General features: G+C 71.5%; 16 protein-coding genes. 10 read left to right on the top strand and 6 right to left on the bottom strand.

The annotated features are described in order from the left end of the window. Positions 1 to 301: 301 nt before the first annotated feature. The 6 genes from ACZ4NT_RS30475 to ACZ4NT_RS30450 all read left to right on the top strand — a co-directional run bounded on the left by ACZ4NT_RS30475 (position 302) and on the right by ACZ4NT_RS30450 (position 7,419). On the top strand, positions 302 to 1,348 hold the full coding sequence (locus ACZ4NT_RS30475; RefSeq protein WP_121405638.1) for a BMP family ABC transporter substrate-binding protein: 1,047 nt from the start codon (positions 302 to 304) through the stop codon (positions 1,346 to 1,348). 226 nt (positions 1,349 to 1,574) lie between these two features. After that, positions 1,575 to 3,248 (top strand): ABC transporter ATP-binding protein, encoded by a 1,674-nt coding sequence (locus tag ACZ4NT_RS30470; RefSeq protein WP_121405639.1) that lies wholly within the window; start codon positions 1,575 to 1,577, stop codon positions 3,246 to 3,248. Then, entirely contained in the window at positions 3,248 to 4,372 is a 1,125-nt protein-coding gene (locus ACZ4NT_RS30465) for an ABC transporter permease (protein ID WP_467728423.1), read from the top strand. Before ACZ4NT_RS30470 ends, ACZ4NT_RS30465 begins: the two co-directional genes overlap by 1 nt. After that, on the top strand, positions 4,369 to 5,634 hold the full coding sequence (locus ACZ4NT_RS30460; RefSeq protein WP_121405641.1) for an ABC transporter permease: 1,266 nt from the start codon (positions 4,369 to 4,371) through the stop codon (positions 5,632 to 5,634). The genes ACZ4NT_RS30465 and ACZ4NT_RS30460 overlap by 4 nt, the downstream gene beginning before the upstream one ends. After that, positions 5,631 to 6,077 (top strand): cytidine deaminase, encoded by a 447-nt coding sequence (locus ACZ4NT_RS30455; protein ID WP_467728422.1) that lies wholly within the window; start codon positions 5,631 to 5,633, stop codon positions 6,075 to 6,077. Before ACZ4NT_RS30460 ends, ACZ4NT_RS30455 begins: the two co-directional genes overlap by 4 nt. Before the next feature lie 58 nt (positions 6,078 to 6,135). Beyond that, entirely contained in the window at positions 6,136 to 7,419 is a 1,284-nt protein-coding gene (locus tag ACZ4NT_RS30450) for a thymidine phosphorylase (RefSeq protein ID WP_467728421.1), read from the top strand. A 61-nt stretch (positions 7,420 to 7,480) separates the two neighbouring features. On the opposite strand, the gene ACZ4NT_RS30445 is transcribed toward ACZ4NT_RS30450, so the two are convergent. Further along, positions 7,481 to 8,401, bottom strand: a complete 921-nt coding sequence (locus ACZ4NT_RS30445) for an AEC family transporter (protein ID WP_121405644.1) — start codon at positions 8,399 to 8,401, stop codon at positions 7,481 to 7,483. 144 nt (positions 8,402 to 8,545) lie between these two features. On the opposite strand from ACZ4NT_RS30445, the gene ACZ4NT_RS30440 reads away from it, so the two are divergent. Further along, positions 8,546 to 8,932, top strand: a complete 387-nt coding sequence (locus tag ACZ4NT_RS30440; protein WP_121405645.1) for an STAS domain-containing protein — start codon at positions 8,546 to 8,548, stop codon at positions 8,930 to 8,932. Here the strand turns inward: ACZ4NT_RS30440 and ACZ4NT_RS30435 are convergent. Both ACZ4NT_RS30435 and ACZ4NT_RS30430 read right to left on the bottom strand, forming a co-directional pair. Continuing rightward, a complete protein-coding gene (locus tag ACZ4NT_RS30435) occupies positions 8,825 to 9,829 on the bottom strand; it encodes a sigma-70 family RNA polymerase sigma factor (RefSeq protein WP_121405646.1) in 1,005 nt (334 codons plus the stop codon). The genes ACZ4NT_RS30440 and ACZ4NT_RS30435 overlap by 108 nt on opposite strands. Before the next feature lie 168 nt (positions 9,830 to 9,997). Next, positions 9,998 to 11,302, bottom strand: coding sequence for an MFS transporter (locus ACZ4NT_RS30430; protein WP_121405647.1), 1,305 nt, complete (start codon positions 11,300 to 11,302; stop codon positions 9,998 to 10,000). Between the two features lie 62 nt (positions 11,303 to 11,364). On the opposite strand from ACZ4NT_RS30430, the gene ACZ4NT_RS30425 reads away from it, so the two are divergent. Next, positions 11,365 to 12,318: a LysR family transcriptional regulator gene (locus ACZ4NT_RS30425; protein WP_121405648.1), complete on the top strand. Its 954-nt coding sequence runs from the start codon at positions 11,365 to 11,367 to the stop codon at positions 12,316 to 12,318. Between the two features lie 39 nt (positions 12,319 to 12,357). Here the strand turns inward: ACZ4NT_RS30425 and ACZ4NT_RS30420 are convergent, their stop codons facing one another. Then, positions 12,358 to 13,119, bottom strand: a complete 762-nt coding sequence (locus tag ACZ4NT_RS30420) for a prolyl oligopeptidase family serine peptidase (RefSeq protein ID WP_121405649.1) — start codon at positions 13,117 to 13,119, stop codon at positions 12,358 to 12,360. A 113-nt stretch (positions 13,120 to 13,232) separates the two neighbouring features. Between ACZ4NT_RS30420 and ACZ4NT_RS30415 the strand changes: the two genes are divergently transcribed. Further along, the gene (locus tag ACZ4NT_RS30415) at positions 13,233 to 14,381 is read left to right on the top strand and encodes an adenosine deaminase (protein ID WP_121405650.1); all 1,149 of its coding nucleotides are present in this window, start codon (positions 13,233 to 13,235) and stop codon (positions 14,379 to 14,381) included. Between the two features lie 135 nt (positions 14,382 to 14,516). Beyond that, positions 14,517 to 14,870: an ATP-binding protein gene (locus tag ACZ4NT_RS30410; RefSeq protein WP_467728420.1), complete on the top strand. Its 354-nt coding sequence runs from the start codon at positions 14,517 to 14,519 to the stop codon at positions 14,868 to 14,870. A gap of 130 nt (positions 14,871 to 15,000) precedes the next feature. Here ACZ4NT_RS30410 and ACZ4NT_RS30405 read toward each other — a convergent pair whose 3' ends face one another. Together ACZ4NT_RS30405 and ACZ4NT_RS30400 are read right to left on the bottom strand one after the other, a co-directional pair. Beyond that, on the bottom strand, positions 15,001 to 15,201 hold the full coding sequence (locus tag ACZ4NT_RS30405; RefSeq protein WP_121405652.1) for a PspC domain-containing protein: 201 nt from the start codon (positions 15,199 to 15,201) through the stop codon (positions 15,001 to 15,003). Between the two features lie 89 nt (positions 15,202 to 15,290). Further along, positions 15,291 to 15,842, bottom strand: coding sequence for a VanZ family protein (locus ACZ4NT_RS30400; protein WP_467728419.1), 552 nt, complete (start codon positions 15,840 to 15,842; stop codon positions 15,291 to 15,293). Positions 15,843 to 16,066: the final 224 nt, after the last annotated feature.

Genomic DNA, 16,066 nt, shown 5'->3' with positions numbered 1-16,066 from the left:
CGGTCCACCCCCCCCCCTCCCCCCCCCCCCCCCCCCCCCCCGCCCCCCCCCCCCCCCCCCCCCCCCCCCCCCCCCCCCCCCCCCCCCCCCCCCCCGCTCCCGTGCGTCGGCGGCAGGTCACCCAACGCCACCGCGCCTTTGCGGTAGGCAAGCCTTTCGTCCGGTGAACAGGTGGCGTCGGGCACAGCCGCATAACAAGGTGGACAGAAGGGGTTTTCTAGTTGGTCTACGCGCGTTAATCTGCGGCGAAGCCAGCGCCGAAGACGATCCGCCAGGCGCTTGTACGACAGGAGCACAACACATGCGCCGGGTTCCCCGCATCGCGCTCGCAGGCGCTGCGACCGCCTCTCTCGCCCTCGCTCTCTCCGCGTGCGGAGGCACCTCGACCTCCGGCTCGTCGGACTCGAAGGGCGACAAGGGCCTCGCCATCGCCTACGACGTCGGCGGCAAGGGCGACCAGTCCTTCAACGACGCCGCGTTCGCCGGCCTGGAGAAGGCGAAGAAGGAGTTCGGCTACAAGACGGCCGACCTCGAGCCCACCGACGGCGAGACGGACGCGGACAAGACCCAGCGCCTGGTCTCGCTGGCCAAGCAGGGCTACAACCCGGTCGTCGGCATCGGCTACGCCTACGCGCCCGCCGTCAAGGAGGCCGCGGCCAAGTACCCCGACACGACCTTCGGCATCGTCGACGACTCCACCATCGAGGCGAAGAACGTCGCGGACCTGGTCTTCTCCGAGCAGGAGGCCTCCTACCTCGCCGGTGTCGCGGCCGCCAAGGCCACCAAGTCGAACACCGTCGGCTTCGTGGGCGGTGTGGACATCCCGCTGATCCACAAGTTCGAGGCGGGCTACAAGCAGGGCGTCCAGGACACCAACCCGAAGGTCAAGGTGCTCTCGCAGTACCTCACCCAGACGGCGGACGAGGGCGGCTTCTCCAGCCCCGACAAGGGCAAGACCGCCGCCGAGGGCCAGATCGAGAAGAAGGCGGACGTCGTCTACGCGGCGGCCGGCCTCTCCGGCCAGGGTGTCATCGAGGCCGCTTCCGCCAACAAGGTGTGGGCGATCGGCGTCGACTCCGACCAGTACAAGCAGGCGGCCCTGGGCAAGTTCAAGGGCGCCATCCTGACCTCGGCGACCAAGGACGTCGCCAAGGCGGTGTACAACCTCGCGAAGTCGGTCGAGGACGGCAAGCCCGAGAGCGGTATCGTCAGGGGCGATCTGAAGTCCGGCGAGGTGGGCCTCGCCGACTCCAACCCGGAGTTCAAGAGCAACACCGCTGTCCAGGATGCCGTCAAGGCAGCCAAGGAGAAGATCATCAGCGGCGAGATCAAGGTCAAGTCCAGCTGACGAGCAAGACCTCAGGAGCAGCTATGCGGCCTCGGGACAGGTGCGAGCGGGTGTGTCACGCCGCCCGCACCTTCCCGGAGCCGCCTAGTAACCGCGGGGTTACGTCCGCTCAACGGGATACGGGGAGCCTGGCCCCCGTATCCCGTTCTCGCGGCGCGTCGCCCCTTTCGTTGCCGTAGGGGCGCTACGCGCGTAGACGACCCCCTTTCCCTCAGGAGAGTGCGCCATCAACGCGTCCAGCAGCCCTCCGGCCGACGCGGTCGACGGTCAGCCGACCGCTGTCGAACTCGCCGGGATCACCAAGCGTTTTCCCGGCGTCGTGGCCAACCACGACATCCACCTCAGCGTCCGCAAGGGCACGGTCCACGCCCTCGTCGGTGAGAACGGTGCCGGCAAGTCGACGCTGATGAAGATCCTCTACGGCATGCAGAAGCCGGACGAGGGCACCATCGCCGTCGACGGCACGCAGGTCGCCTTCTCGTCGCCCGGGGACGCCATCGCCCGCGGCATCGGCATGGTCCACCAGCACTTCATGCTCGCCGACAACCTCACGGTCCTCGAGAACGTCGTCCTCGGCAGCGAGAAGCTGTACGGCATCGGCGGCCGGGCCCGCCGCAAGATCGTGGAGCTCTCCGAGCGCTACGGCCTCGACATCCGCCCCGACGTCCTGGTCGAGGAGCTCGGCGTCGCCGACCGCCAGCGCGTGGAGATCCTCAAGGTCCTCTACCGCGGCGCCCGCATCCTCATCCTGGACGAGCCCACCGCGGTGCTCGTCCCGCAGGAGGTCGACGCGCTCTTCGCCAACCTGCGCGAGCTCAAGGCCGAGGGCCTGTCGGTCGTCTTCATCTCCCACAAGCTCGGCGAGGTCCTCTCGGTCGCCGACGACATCACGGTGATCCGGCGCGGTACGACCGTCGGCACCGCCGTGCCGTCCGAGACCACCCCCCGCCAGCTCGCCGAACTGATGGTGGGCAGCGAGCTGCCGACCCCGGAGACCGCGGAATCCACGGTCACCGACCGCGCCGTGATCGAGGTGGAGGACCTGACGGTCTTCGCCAAGGGCTCGGTGTCGATGGGCAAGGGCTCGGCGGGCCTGCTCATGGACCAGGTGGAGCGGGGCGCCGTGCGGCTCGTGCTCGACCACGTCTCCTTCACCATCCACGCCGGCGAGGTGATGGGCATCGCCGGTGTCGAGGGCAACGGCCAGACCGAGCTCATCGACGCCCTGATCGGCCTCAAGGGCGCCGACTCCGGCGCCATCCGCTTCGCGGGCGAGGACATCACCGCCTGGTCGACGCGCAAGCGCCGCGAGGGAGGCATCGGCTACATCCCCGAGGACCGCCACCGGCACGGCCTGCTCCTGGAGGCCCCCCTCTGGGAGAACCGCATCCTCGGCCACGTCACCGAACGGCCCAACGCCAAGGGCATCTGGCTGGACCCGAAGGGCGCCCAGGCCGACACCCGCCGGATCGTTCAGGAGTACGACGTCCGCACCCCCGGCATCGACGTCACCGCGGCCTCCCTGTCCGGCGGCAACCAGCAGAAGCTGATCGTCGGCCGGGAGATGAGCCACGAGCCGCGCTTCCTGATCGCCGCCCACCCCACCCGCGGCGTGGACGTCGGCGCGCAGGCGCAGATCTGGGACCAGATCCGTGCCGCCCGCCGCGAAGGCCTCGCGGTGCTGCTGATCTCCGCCGACCTGGACGAGCTGATCGGCCTGTCCGACACGCTCCGGGTGATCTACAACGGCAAGCTGGTCGCGGACGCCGACCCGGCCACCATCACCCCGGAGGAGCTCGGCTCGGCCATGACCGGCGCCGCCTCCGGACACCTCGAGAACGAAGAGCTCGCAGAGCAGCTCGAAGAGCAGGCAGACGCCCCGGAAGACGAGGCCCGCTGATGAAGAAGTTCGACAAGGAGCGCGTGCTCCTCGCGGTGGCCGGACCGGTCATCGCGCTCGTCGTGGCCGTGGCGCTGACCTCGGTCGTGCTGCTCGCCTCGGGGAAGAACCCGATCGAGCCCTACACGCTCATGTTCGAGCAGGCCACGTTCTCGGACATCCAGGTCCTGATCATCAACCAGGCCTCGCTGTACTACATCGCGGCACTGGCGGTGGCCATCGGCTTCCGCATGAACCTGTTCAACATCGGCGTGGACGGCCAGTACCAGCTGGCCGCCATGATGGCCGCGATCGTCGGCGCGCACGTCGCGCTGCCGGCGGCGCTGCAGGTCCCGCTGCTGATCCTGACCGCGATCCTCACCGGTGCCTTCTGGTCCGGCATCGCCGGTGTCCTCAAGGTCACCCGGGGCGTCAGCGAGGTCGTCGCGACGATCATGCTCAACGCGATCGCGACCGCGCTCATCGCCTACATGTGGCTGCCCGACGTCTTCGGCGTCAAGGTCGGCAACAACAACACCACCGGCGAGATGCACGAGTCGGGCTGGGTGCCCGGCTTCGACATGGGCGCCTCCGGCGAGATCTACGGCATGGTGGTCCTCGCGGTGGTGCTCGGCATCGGCTACTGGGTCGTCCTCAACCGCACCCGGTTCGGCTTCGACCTGCGCGCCTCGGGCGCCTCGGAGAGCGCGGCCGCGGCCAGCGGCGTGGACCCCAAGCGCATGGTGCTCACCGCCATGCTGGTCTCCGGCGGCATCGCCGGCCTCGCCGGCCTGCCGATCCTGCTCGGCTCCACCCACACGTTCAGCCTGAACTTCCCGACCGGCATCGGCTTCCTGGGCATCGGCATCGCCCTCCTCGGCCGCAACAGCCCGACCGGCATCGCCTTCGCGGCCCTGCTGTGGGCCTGGCTGGACAAGGCCTCTCCCGAACTCGACTTCCACGGGTACGACAAGGAGATCGCGGTCATCATGCAGGGCCTGATCGTGATCGCGGTCGTCGTCTCCTACGAAGCCGTGCGCGAGTGGGGCCTGCGCCGCCAGCAGCGCCGCGTCGGCGCGGAAATCGCCGCCGGCAACGTCCTCGGCGCCTCCAACAACACCCAGAAGGAGGTGGCTGGCCGATGACCACCGCAACCGCTGTCAACCAGCCCTCGCTGCAGCCCGCAGCACCCCGCGGCCGCCGCCTGTCGCTCCCCGTCCTCCTGCTCGTCATCGCGGGCGGCCTGGCGCTGACGTCGATCGTCCGCATCATCACCGGCGCCGACGGCATCACCAACGTCAGCCAGATGTCGACCGCCCTGCAGTTGGCCGTCCCGATCGGCCTCGCCGGTCTCGGCGGACTGTGGGCCGAGCGCTCCGGCGTCGTCAACATCGGCCTCGAGGGCATGATGATCCTCGGCACCTGGTTCGGCGCCTGGGCCGGCTACCAGTGGGGCCCCTGGACCGGCGTCCTGGTGGGCATCGTCGGCGGCTGCCTCGGCGGCCTGCTGCACGCGATCATCACGGTCACCTTCAACGTCAACCACATCGTCTCCGGTGTGGCCATCAACATCCTGGCGCTCGGCGCCACCCGCTACCTGTCCCCGCTCGCCTTCGAGGGCGTTCAGGGCGGTTCGGCCAAGCAGTCCCCGCCGGTCGAGACGCTGGGCCACTTCACGGTGCCCGGGCTCTCCGACTGGCTGACCACCCTGAACTCCAAGGGCTGGTTCTTCGTCTCGGACATCGCGGGTCTGCTCGGCGGTCTGGTCACCAACGTGTCGTGGCTGACCCTGATCGCCATCGCGCTCATCCCCGGGACCTGGTGGATCCTGTGGCGCACCTCGTTCGGCCTGCGCCTGCGGTCCTGCGGCGAGAACCCGGTCGCCGCCGAGTCGCTCGGTGTGAACGTCTACAAGTACAAGTACATCGCCGTCATCATCTCGGGCGGTCTGGCCGGTCTCGGCGGCGTCTTCCTGTCCATCGTCGCCAACCCCTTCTACCTGGAGGGGCAGACCAGTGGCCGCGGCTACATCGGTCTCGCCGCGATGATCTTCGGCAACTGGATGCCGGGCGGACTCGCCCTCGGCGCGGGCCTGTTCGGCTACACCGACAGCCTCAACCTGCGCGGCGGTTCGGCGAACGTCCACGCGCTGCTGCTGCTCGGCGCGATCCTGCTGGTCATCGGTGCCGTCTGGCTGGTGATCCGCAAGAAGTACGTGCCGGCCGTGATCACCCTCGTCGTCGGCGGCCTGGTCTTCGCCTGGTACGCCGGCACCAACGAGGTGCCGAACCAGGTCGTCTCCGCCACCCCCTACGTCATCACGCTCCTCGTCCTGTCGCTGTCCGCGCAGCGCCTGCGCATGCCGAAGGCGGACGGTATGCCGTACCGGAAGGGCCAGGGCAAGTGACGTCCGCGGAGGGCGCTCCCGGGACCGGCCCCGAGGCCGGCTCCGGGACCGCGGCGGCCGTCGACTGGGACGCCCTGCGCCGGGTCGCGCGGGACGCCATGGCCCGCGCGTACGCCCCCTACTCGGGCTACCCGGTCGGGGTCGCGGCCCTCGTCGACGACGGCCGGACGGTCTCCGGGTGCAACGTCGAGAACGCCTCCTACGGACTCGGGCTCTGCGCCGAATGCGGCCTGGTCTCCGAGCTCCAGAACACCGGCGGCGGCCGGCTGACGCACTTCACCTGCGTCGACGGTCGCGGCGAGGTCCTGGTGCCGTGCGGGCGGTGCCGCCAGCTGCTCTTCGAGTTCGGCGGGCCCGGCCTGCTGCTGGAGACCCCGGCGGGGATCCTGCCGCTCTCCGAGATGCTGCCGCAGGCCTTCGGGCCGGAGCACCTCACCAAGTAATTCCCCCGCGGCCCCTCCGGAGTGTCCGGAGGGGCCGCTGCTCTTCGGAAGGAAAGCCATGGCCATGGACGCCATCTCCGTCATCCGCACCAAGCGGGACCGCGGTGAGTTCAGCGACGAGCAGATCGACTGGGTCATCGACGCGTACACCCGCGGCGAGGTCGCCGACTACCAGATGGCCGCCCTCAACATGGCGATCCTGCTCAACGGCATGAACCGCCGCGAGATCGCCCGCTGGACCGCCGCGATGATCGCCTCGGGCGAGCGCATGGACTTCTCCTCACTGTCCCGCCCGACCGCCGACAAGCACTCCACCGGCGGTGTCGGCGACAAGATCACGCTGCCGCTCGCGCCCCTCGTCGCGGCGTGCGGTGCCGCCGTCCCGCAGCTGTCGGGCCGCGGCCTCGGCCACACCGGCGGCACCCTGGACAAGCTGGAGTCGATCCCCGGCTGGCGGGCGCTGCTCTCCAACGAGGAGATGCTCTCCGTCCTGGACGAGGTCGGCTCGGTCATCTGCGCCGCCGGCGACGGCCTCGCGCCCGCCGACAAGAAGCTGTACGCCCTGCGCGACGTCACCGGCACCGTCGAGGCCATTCCGCTGATCGCCTCCTCGATCATGTCGAAGAAGATCGCCGAGGGAACGGGCTCGCTCGTCCTGGACGTGAAGGTCGGCACCGGCGCCTTCATGAAGACCATCGAGGACGCCCGCGAACTCGCCTCCACGATGGTCGGACTCGGCACCGACCACGGCGTGAAGACGGTCGCGCTGCTCACCGACATGTCGACCCCGCTCGGACTGACCGCGGGCAACGCCCTCGAAGTCCGCGAATCGGTCGAGGTGCTGGCGGGCGGCGGCCCGGCGGACGTCGTCGAGCTCACCCTCGCGCTGGCCCGCGAGATGCTCGACGCGGCGGGCGTGAAGGACGCCGACCCGGCCAAGGCGCTCGCCGACGGCTCCGCGATGGACGCCTGGCGCCGCATGATCGCCGCGCAGGGCGGCGACCCCGACGCCCCGCTGCCGACCTCGCGCGAGCAGCACGTCGTCAAGGCGCCGTCCTCCGGTGTCCTGACCCGCCTCGACGCGTACGACGTCGGCGTGGGCGCCTGGCGCCTGGGTGCCGGACGGGCGCGCAAGGAGGACCCGGTCCAGGCCGCCGCGGGCATCGAACTGCACGCCAAGCCCGGCGACACGGTCACCGCGGGCCAGCCGCTGCTCACCCTGCACACCGACACCCCCGAGCGCTTCCCGTACGCGCTGGAGGCGGTGGAGGGCTCCTTCGACATCGCGGCGGCGGGCACCGGCTTCACGCCGTCCCCGATCGTGCTGGAGCGGATCGCCTGATCCGTACGTTCCCGGAAGGGGCCGGTGCCTCGGCACCGGCCCCTTCCGCCGTGCCGGGCGCTCAGCCCAGCAACGCGGCGACCACCACCAGCACCGGCACGGACAGGACCGTCGACAGCAGGATCGACTCACGGGCGAGCACCTCGCCGGTCCCGTACCGGGAGGCGTAGGTGAAGAGGTTCTGCGCCGCGGGCAGCGCCGAGGTGACGACGACGTCGAGCAGCGGTGCCCCCGTCAGCCCGAAGGCACCCGCGGCGAGCGCCCAGGCCACCAGGGGCTGGCCCACCGACTTCAGCGCGACGGAGAGCAGTACCGGGTGGCGGTCGGAGCCACGGCCGGGCATCGTGCTCCCGCACAGCGAGATGCCGAACGCCAGCAGCACCGCGGGCACCGACATGTTCCCGATCAGCGTCAGCGGGTCCAGGACCGGGCCCGGCACCTCCAGGCCGCTCGCCGACACGGCGACCCCGGCGAGGGAGCCGACCGCGACGGGATTGCGCAGCGGCGTCAGCAGCAGGCGCCAGAGCGGCTCCTTGCCGTCCTTGCCCGCCAGGTCGAGCACGGTCAGCGCGACCGGCGTCACCCCGACCAGCTGGAACAGCAGCACGGGTGCCACGAGCGAGGCGTCCCCGAGGACGTACACCGCGATCGGGATGCCGAGGTTGCCGGAGTTGACGTAGCTGGAGCACAGGGCGCCGATGGTCGTCCGCCCGACACCCCAGCGCCGGGCGGCACCCACGGCGACGAAGACCCCGGCCGCCGCGGCCGTGCTCAGCGCCGTGACCAGGAGGCGGCTGGAGAAGACCACGGACAGGTCGGCCCCGGCGAGCGTCGTGAACAGCAGCGCGGGCGAGGCCACGTGGAAGGCGAGCTTCGTCAGCACCTCGCGCCCGTTCTCCCCGAGGTGGCCGCGGCGGCCGATGACATAGCCGACCACGATGACGACGGCGATGACGCCGAAGCCCGTCAGCACCCCCTGCACGGCACCCCCCGGAGGGCGAAGAGGCCGTCGGCTATCGCGGGAGGAGCTGATTCATGGGGCACACATCCAACCCTCCGGGCAGGTCCGGCCCCGGGTCAACGTGATCCTCGTCGTGGACGCGCCGCACCGGCCCGTCGGCTCCCGATGAGTTCCGCGGCCCCGAACGGTCTACTGATCGTGGATGCCACGACACCCGCCGTACTCGCGCTGCCGGGCCCCGTCCCCCGGGACGAGGTGCCCCGGCTCTGCGACCGCGTGCGCGCACATCTGGAGGCGACCGGGGCCGGGGTCGTGGTCTGCGACGTCGCCGGGCTGGGGCCGCCCGGTCTCGCGGCCGTCGACGCCCTGGCCCGGCTGCAGCTGACCGCCCGGCGCGCCGGAGGGCGGATACGGCTGAGGAACGCCGACCCGGCACTGCGCGGGCTACTCGACCTGGTCGGTCTCCGCTTCGAGTCGGAGGGGCAGCCCGAAGAGCGGGAACCAGCGGGCGGTGTCCAGGAAGCAGTGGAACCCGGTGATCCGCCCCTTTGAGATCTCCAGCGCCTGCACCGCCCACGGCACGAAGCCGCCCGACTCCGGGTCCGGCTTGTACTGGGCGAACCCCGGCAGGCCGTTGACCTCGACCGGCACCAGGCGGGAGCCGGCACAGGCGGCGCCCAGCGTCGTCATGAAGCCGGTGATGTCGTCCGTGCCGCGCAGCCACAGGTCGAACGGCGGCATCGTCATGATCGCGTCTTCGTGCAGCAGGGCCGTCAGGGCCGCCATGTCATAGCCCTCGAAGGCCGCCATGTAGCGCTCCAGGAGCTTCTGCTGCTCCTCGTCGAGGGGGTCGGAAGTGGCGGCTTCGGCGCCCTCGCCCGCGCTGTCGGCGAGGGTCGCGCGGGCCCGCTGCAGCGCGCTGTTCACCGAGGCGACCGAGGTGTCCAGCAGCTCGGCGACCTCGCTCGCCTTCCACGCGAGGACCTCGCGCAGGATGAGCACGGCCCGCTGCTTGGGCGGCAGCTGCTGCAGGGCGGCCATGAAGGCGAGACGCACCGACTCCTTCGCCACCGCGGCCTCGGCCGGATCGCTGATCGCGGGCAAGACGCGCCCGTCCGGCATCGGCTCCAGCCAGGTGTGGTCCGGGCGCGGGTTCAGCGCCGCCTGGGCGAGCGGGGAGGGAGCCGTCAGATCCATCGGGCGCGCCCTTCGGTTCCCCGCGTTCAGCATGTCCAGGCAGACGTTCGTGGCGATCCGGTAGAGCCAGGAGCGCATCGAGGAGCGGCCCTCGAACTTGGCGTAGCTGCGCCAGGCGCGGACCATCGTGTCCTGCACCGCGTCCTCGGCCTCGAAGGAGGAGCCGAGCATCCGGTAGCAGTAACCGGTCAGCTCGACCCGGTGCTTCTCCAGCCGGACGTCCAGATCTGCGGTCGCCGTACCCTCACTCATCGCCAACCCACCCCTGTGGCTCTGTCCGTCGCACCTTTGCGCCAGCACTTCGGAAGCTACCGCAGCCCACTGACAATGGCCCCCGGAGTGGCGAAATACCTGCTCGGAGGGGGTGCGCGGAGCGTCGTCCCCGCGCCCCCGGTGGCCGGGGCGCGGGGAGGCCGGGGCTCAGCGGGCCGGGACCGGCTCGCGGCGGGAGTGGACCCGGGCCGCGTGGGAGCCGAACACGGTGATGGAGACGACGCCGAGCACGGCGAGGAGCCCGAGCGCCACCGTCCCGGCCCAGCCGCCGGCGTGGAAGGCGACGGCGCCGAGCGTGCTGCCCGCGCTGGATCCCACGTAGTAGGCGGACTGGTAGAGCGCCGATGCCTGGGCGCGGCCGTGCGTGGCCGTGTGGCTCACCGCGGAGGACGCGACCGCGTGGCCCGCGAAGAACCCCGCGGTGATCAGGACCAGGCCGAGCAGCACCAGGGGGAGCGAGCCGGCCAGGGACAGCAGCAGGCCGGCGGCCGTCGTGCCGCCCGCGAGGTACAGCGAGCCGCGCCGGCCGAGCCGGGCGACCAGCCTGCCCGCCGTGGACGCCGACACCGTACCGACGAGATAGACCAGGAAGACCGAGCCCACGATGCCCTGCGGGAGCGAGAACGGCGCCTCGGTGAGCCGGTAGCCGATCACCGTGTAGACCCCGCCGAACACCGTCATGAACAGCGCGCCGATCGCGTACAGCCGGCACAGCAGCGGGTTCGCGAGGTGGCCGCGGACCGTGCGGACCAGGGCGCCGGGCCGCAGCGAACCGGGAGCGAAGTGCCGGGGCGCCGGGAGCAGCAGCCGGAAGGCGACCGCGCACGCCACCGCCAGCAGGCCGATCACGCCGACGGCGACCCGCCAGCCCCACTCCTGCGCCACCCAGCCGGTGATCACCCGGCCGCTCATCCCACCGACGCTGTTGCCCGCCACGAACAGGCCGATCGCGGTGATCAGCGCCTTCGGCCGGACCTCCTCCGCCAGGTACGCGGTCGCCGACGCGGGCAGCCCGGCCAGCGCCGCGCCCTGCACCGCCCGCAGCGCGACCAGCGCGCCGAGCGAGGGAGCGAAGGGGACCAGCAGACCCACCGACACGGCGATCGCCAGTGACGCCGTCATCATCGTCCGGCGGCCGAACCGCTCGGACAGCGCGCTCATCGGCAGCACGAACAGCGCCAGCGCGCCGGTCGCGGCCGACACCGTCCAGCTCGCCTCGCTCGCGGTGACGCCGAAGTCGCCGGAGACGAGCGGGAGGAGGGCCTGGGTGGAGTAGAGGAGCGCGAAGGTCGCGACACCCGCGAGGAAGAGGGCGAGGCTCATCCGGCGGTAGCCGGGGCCGCCCGGGGCCATGCGGGAGTCGGGGGCGCCGGTGGCACCGGGGAATCGGGGAGCGGGGACGGACGGGACGGCGCCCACGGTGGTGGACGCCTGGGTACTGGCGGAAGGCATGCTCCGAACGTAGGCAGCCCGCACTCATCCGTCCAATGCATGGAAACTCCATAATCGTTCCCATGGCGCATCAGCAGAGGTCAGAAGGTCACCTGTCACCGTCCAGTGACACAGAAGACATCGTGGCGGTGCTCGCGCCGCGGCTCGCGTACTTCGCCGGGGTCGCCCGCACCGAGCACGTGACGCGGGCCGCGCAGGAGATGCAGGTGCCGCAGTCGACGCTGTCCCGGGCGATGGTCCGCCTGGAACAGGACCTCGGGGTGGAGCTGTTCGCCCGCCGCGGCCGGACGGTCTCCCTCACCCCGGCCGGCCGTACGTTCCTCGGCTCCGTCGAGCGGGCCCTCGCCGAGATCGAGCGCGCCGCCGAGGAGGTCCGCGCGGACGCCGATCCCGCCACCGGCAAGGTCGCCTTCGGCTTCCTGCACACCATGGGCTCCGAAACGGTGCCCGGGCTCATCCGCGCCTTCCGCGTCGACCACCCGCGCGTCCGCTTCAGCCTCGTCCAGAACTACGGCGAGGCGATGATCGAGCGGCTGCGCTCCGGCGAGCTGGACCTGTGCCTGACCTCACCGGTGCCGGACGCGCCCGACCTGGTGGGCCGCCGTCTCGACGAACAGAAGCTGCGGCTCGTGGTGCCGGCGGACCACCGGCTCGCCGCCCGCAGGCGGATCCGGCTCGCCGAGGCCGCCGACGAGACCTTCGTGACCCTCGAACCGGGCTACGGCCTGCGCCGTATCACCGACGACCTCTGCGGGCAGGCGGGGTTCAAACCGCGGATCGCCTTCGAGGGGGAGGAGGCGGAGACGCTGCGCGGGCTGGTCGCCGCGGGCCTCGGCGTCGCCCTGCTGCCGCCACCGGCCGTGCCGCGGCCGGGAGTTGTCGAACTGACGGTGACCGCACCGCGCGCGGCCCGCGAGATCGGCGTCGCCTGGCTCGACGGCCGTCCCGACACCCCGCCGGTGGCCGCCTTCAAGAAGTTCCTGCTCTCCCGGCGCGGGCGGCTCCTGCCGGACTGAGACGGCCGCACCGGGCGCCGTCCCGCGCCGAGTTGCCCCTCAGTGGCGCAGGGACCGGCCGAATCCGGCCGCCAGCGGCATCCGCAGCCCCAGCGGCGGCGGTGCCGCGAACGCGTCCTGCACCGGCCGCGAGAAGCCGCGTGCGAACAGTGCACCCATGACGAAGTCCTCGGCGAGCGAGCGGACTTCGGCCCGGTGCTGGTGGAGCGAGTGCCCGTCCGAGTGGACCTCGAAGCGGCAGATGTCGCGGTTGGCCTTCTTCGCGCGCGCCGCGAGCCGGAACGACAGCTCCGGGTCGGTGCGCTCGTCGTTCGTGCCGTGCACGATCAGCACCCGCCGGCCGGCCAGGTGCTTCACCGGTTCGGGGGGCGCGGCCACGTCCTCCTCGGGCAGCCACGGGGCTATCGCCAGCACGGAGTTGACGGCCGGATGCCCGGCCGAGCGCAGGGCCGCGCGGGCGCCCATGTCCACTCCGGCGAGGCAGACCGGGACGTCCCCGTACCGGCGTACGGCCTCGTCGGCGGCCCAGGTCGCGTCGTGCGCGAGGTGCGCCTGCGTGCCGTTCCAGCCGCGGTAGCGGTAGTGCACCACGTGCGCGGCCAGACCCTCGCCGCGTCCCGCCGCCGTGAGACGGCGCCCCAGGGCTCGTACGGAGGCCGCCGCCATCCACGGTGACGGCTTGCGTTCGGAGGTTTCGTCGCCGCCCGGGAGCAGCAGCACCACGCCGCTCACCGCCGTCGGCTCCGGGCCGAGCGCCCTCCCCAGCCGGGCCCTGCGTACCGGCGTCGCTTGCTGTGCCATGACAGAACAGTGTCAGAAGCAAGGGTGTACGCCATCCGTCCCGGGGGTCACCTTTGGGTATCGACGGATCGCCGTGCCGAGAGATCTACGCGCGTAGGCGCTAGAGTGCGGAAATGACGAGCCAGCACCCGAACACCCCGAGCTCGGAGCAGATCCGCCGGGCGCCCAAGGTCCTGCTGCACGACCACCTCGACGGGGGCCTGCGCCCCGGCACGATCGTCGACCTGGCCCGCGAGACGGGCTACGCCCAGCTCCCCGAGTCCGACCCCGACAAGCTCGGCCTGTGGTTCCGCGAGGCCGCCGACTCCGGTTCCCTGGAGCGGTATCTGGAGACCTTCGCCCACACCTGTGCCGTCATGCAGACCCGTGCGGCGCTGGTCCGGGTCGCCGCCGAGTGCGCCGAGGACCTCGCCGAGGACGGAGTCGTCTACGCCGAAGTCCGGTACGCGCCCGAGCAGCACCTGGAGGCCGGGCTCACCCTCGAAGAGGTCGTCGAGGCCGTCAACCAGGGTTTCCGCGAGGGCGAGAAGCGCGCCCGGGAGAACGGGCACCGGATCCGGGTGGGCGCCCTGCTGACCGCCATGCGGCACGCCGCCCGCGCCCTGGAGATCGCCGAACTCGCCAACCGCTACCGCGATCTGGGCGTCGTCGGCTTCGACATCGCCGGCGCGGAGGCGGGGTTCCCGCCCACCCGGCACCTGGACGCGTTCGAGTACCTCAAGCGCGAGAACAACCACTTCACCATCCACGCGGGCGAGGCCTTCGGACTGCCGTCGATCTGGCAGGCGCTCCAGTGGTGCGGGGCCGACCGGCTCGGCCACGGCGTGCGGATCATCGACGACATCGAGGTCCGCGAGGACGGCTCCGTGCAGCTGGGCCGCCTCGCCTCGTACGTCCGCGACAAGCGCATCCCGCTGGAGCTGTGCCCCAGCTCCAATCTGCAGACCGGCGCCGCCGACTCGTACGCCGCCCATCCGATCGGGCTGCTGCGGCGGCTGCACTTCCGGGCGACCGTGAACACGGACAACCGGCTCATGTCCGGTACGAGCATGAGCCGCGAATTCGAGCACCTTGTCGAGGCGTTCGGTTATTCGCTCGACGATCTCCAGTGGTTCTCGGTCAATGCTATGAAGTCAGCATTCATTCCTTTCGATGAACGACTGGCGATGATCAGCGACGTGATCAAGCCCGGTTATGCCGAGCTGAAGTCCGAATGGCTGTTCCAGCAGACCTTCTCCACCAGCGGTTCTGTGGAAAATTAGGGCGACTGCGGGTTTCCGGGAAGCGGTCGGGTGCGGGTCACCCGGCCGCTTTTCGATGTTTGCGGCAGGCCGGTTCGCGTGTTTACGGTCGTGGACCGCTCACATCCCCGTCACGCATTCAAGGACGCATTCCATATGAAGCAGTCTGCTGCCAAGACCCTCGGTGTCGCCGCCCTCGGTGCCGCCTTCGCCGCCGCGGGTGCCGGTGCCGCGAGCGCGGCGCCGGCCATGCCCGACGCCTCCTCGGCGCTGGACAACGTCACCAGGACGCTGCCCACCGAGAACCTCGGCAAGTCGCTGCCCGGCGGGAACGACACGCTCGCCCAGGGCAAGGACGCGCTGGGCGAGGGTGTGCGCGCCGCCCAGCCCGCGGTCGGGCAGCTGCTCGCCGAGGGGCCGACCGGTCCGGTGGCGGGGCTGCTGGGCGGGCTCCCCCTCCAGGGGCTGCCGACCCACGGCCTCCCGGTGAACGGGATTCCGCTGGGCTGACGCCCGGATCTCGGCTGCACGCCGTCTTCACGCCGTTGGGGCGCGCCCGGTCCGTCCGGGGTGCGCCCCGACTGCGTTGTGGGGCAAGGGGCGCGGGCGGGCGTGGTGCGGTGCCGTGCAGTGCGGGGTGTCACCAGGCCGTGCGGGCCTTGTCCTCCGAGGGGAACAGGATCCACAGGGCTATGTAGAGCAGGAACTGCGGGCCCGGCAGCAGGCAGGACACCAGGAAGATCACCCGCATCGTGGTCGCGGAGGTGCCGAAGCGCCGTGCCAGCGCGGCGCACACTCCGCCGATCATGCGGCCTTGGGTGGGGCGGGCGATGGCGCTCATGCGGGCTCCTTCGTGAACCGTGCGAGGCGTCCCGTGCGGCTGCCTCAGTGAACTCGACGCTACGGTCACGAAGCGGGCGAAGCGTCGCTCTACGGTGCGATACCGACCCTGGGAATCGTCGGGGTCAGACCCTGAGCCGGCTCCTCCGGGCGGACGGCGGGGCGGCGCCGGGTCTCCGCCCTGCGGCGGAGACGGGCGCGGGCGGCGGGTACGACGGCGCCGTGCGCGAGGGCGACGCCGATCGTGTTCAGCAGCAGGGAGTCGATGTCGACGACCTGTCCCGGGATGCCGGTCTGGAGCAGTTCGATGCCCAGGGAGATCAGGGCGCCCGCGGTGATCGTGCGGAGCAGGGAGGCGAGGGGGGAGGCGGCGAGCTTGCCGCCGGCCATGGGGAGGAGGACGCCCAGGGGGGCGAGCAGGGCGAGACCCTCGCCTATGCGGCGGGCGGCTTCCTGGGGGGTGAGGGCGAGGTCGGCCCGGATGCCCGCGAAGGGCCGCAGGTTGGCGGCGCTCACCCAGGGGACGTCCAGGGGGCGCAGCGTGATCCAGGCGACGAGCGCGAGGTGTGCGGCGAGGAGGACACCTCCTGCCACACGGACGCGGATCACGGCGATGCCGCCGTTCGAGCCTTGACGCTGCACGCACCCCTAGACGCGGGGGTTGGTGGGATCGGTTCCGGGTGGGGCGGGGGTCACATCTTTCCGGCGGGGCGTGTTGTCCGTGGGATGGCTGTCTGCTGGTGGGCTGTCGGCGGCGTCGCCTGGGGGTGGGGGGTGGGTCGGGGGGGGGGGGGGGGGGGGGGGGGGGGGGGGTGGGGGGGCGGGGTGGTTTGTCCGCTCTTCCTCCTTGTTTGTTTGTGCTCTTT

The sequence above is a fragment of the Streptomyces sp. NPDC026417 genome (assembly GCF_055567695.1).
The sequence above is the reverse complement of the archived record's forward strand: the minus strand, read 5'-3'. Positions and strand labels throughout refer to the sequence as shown.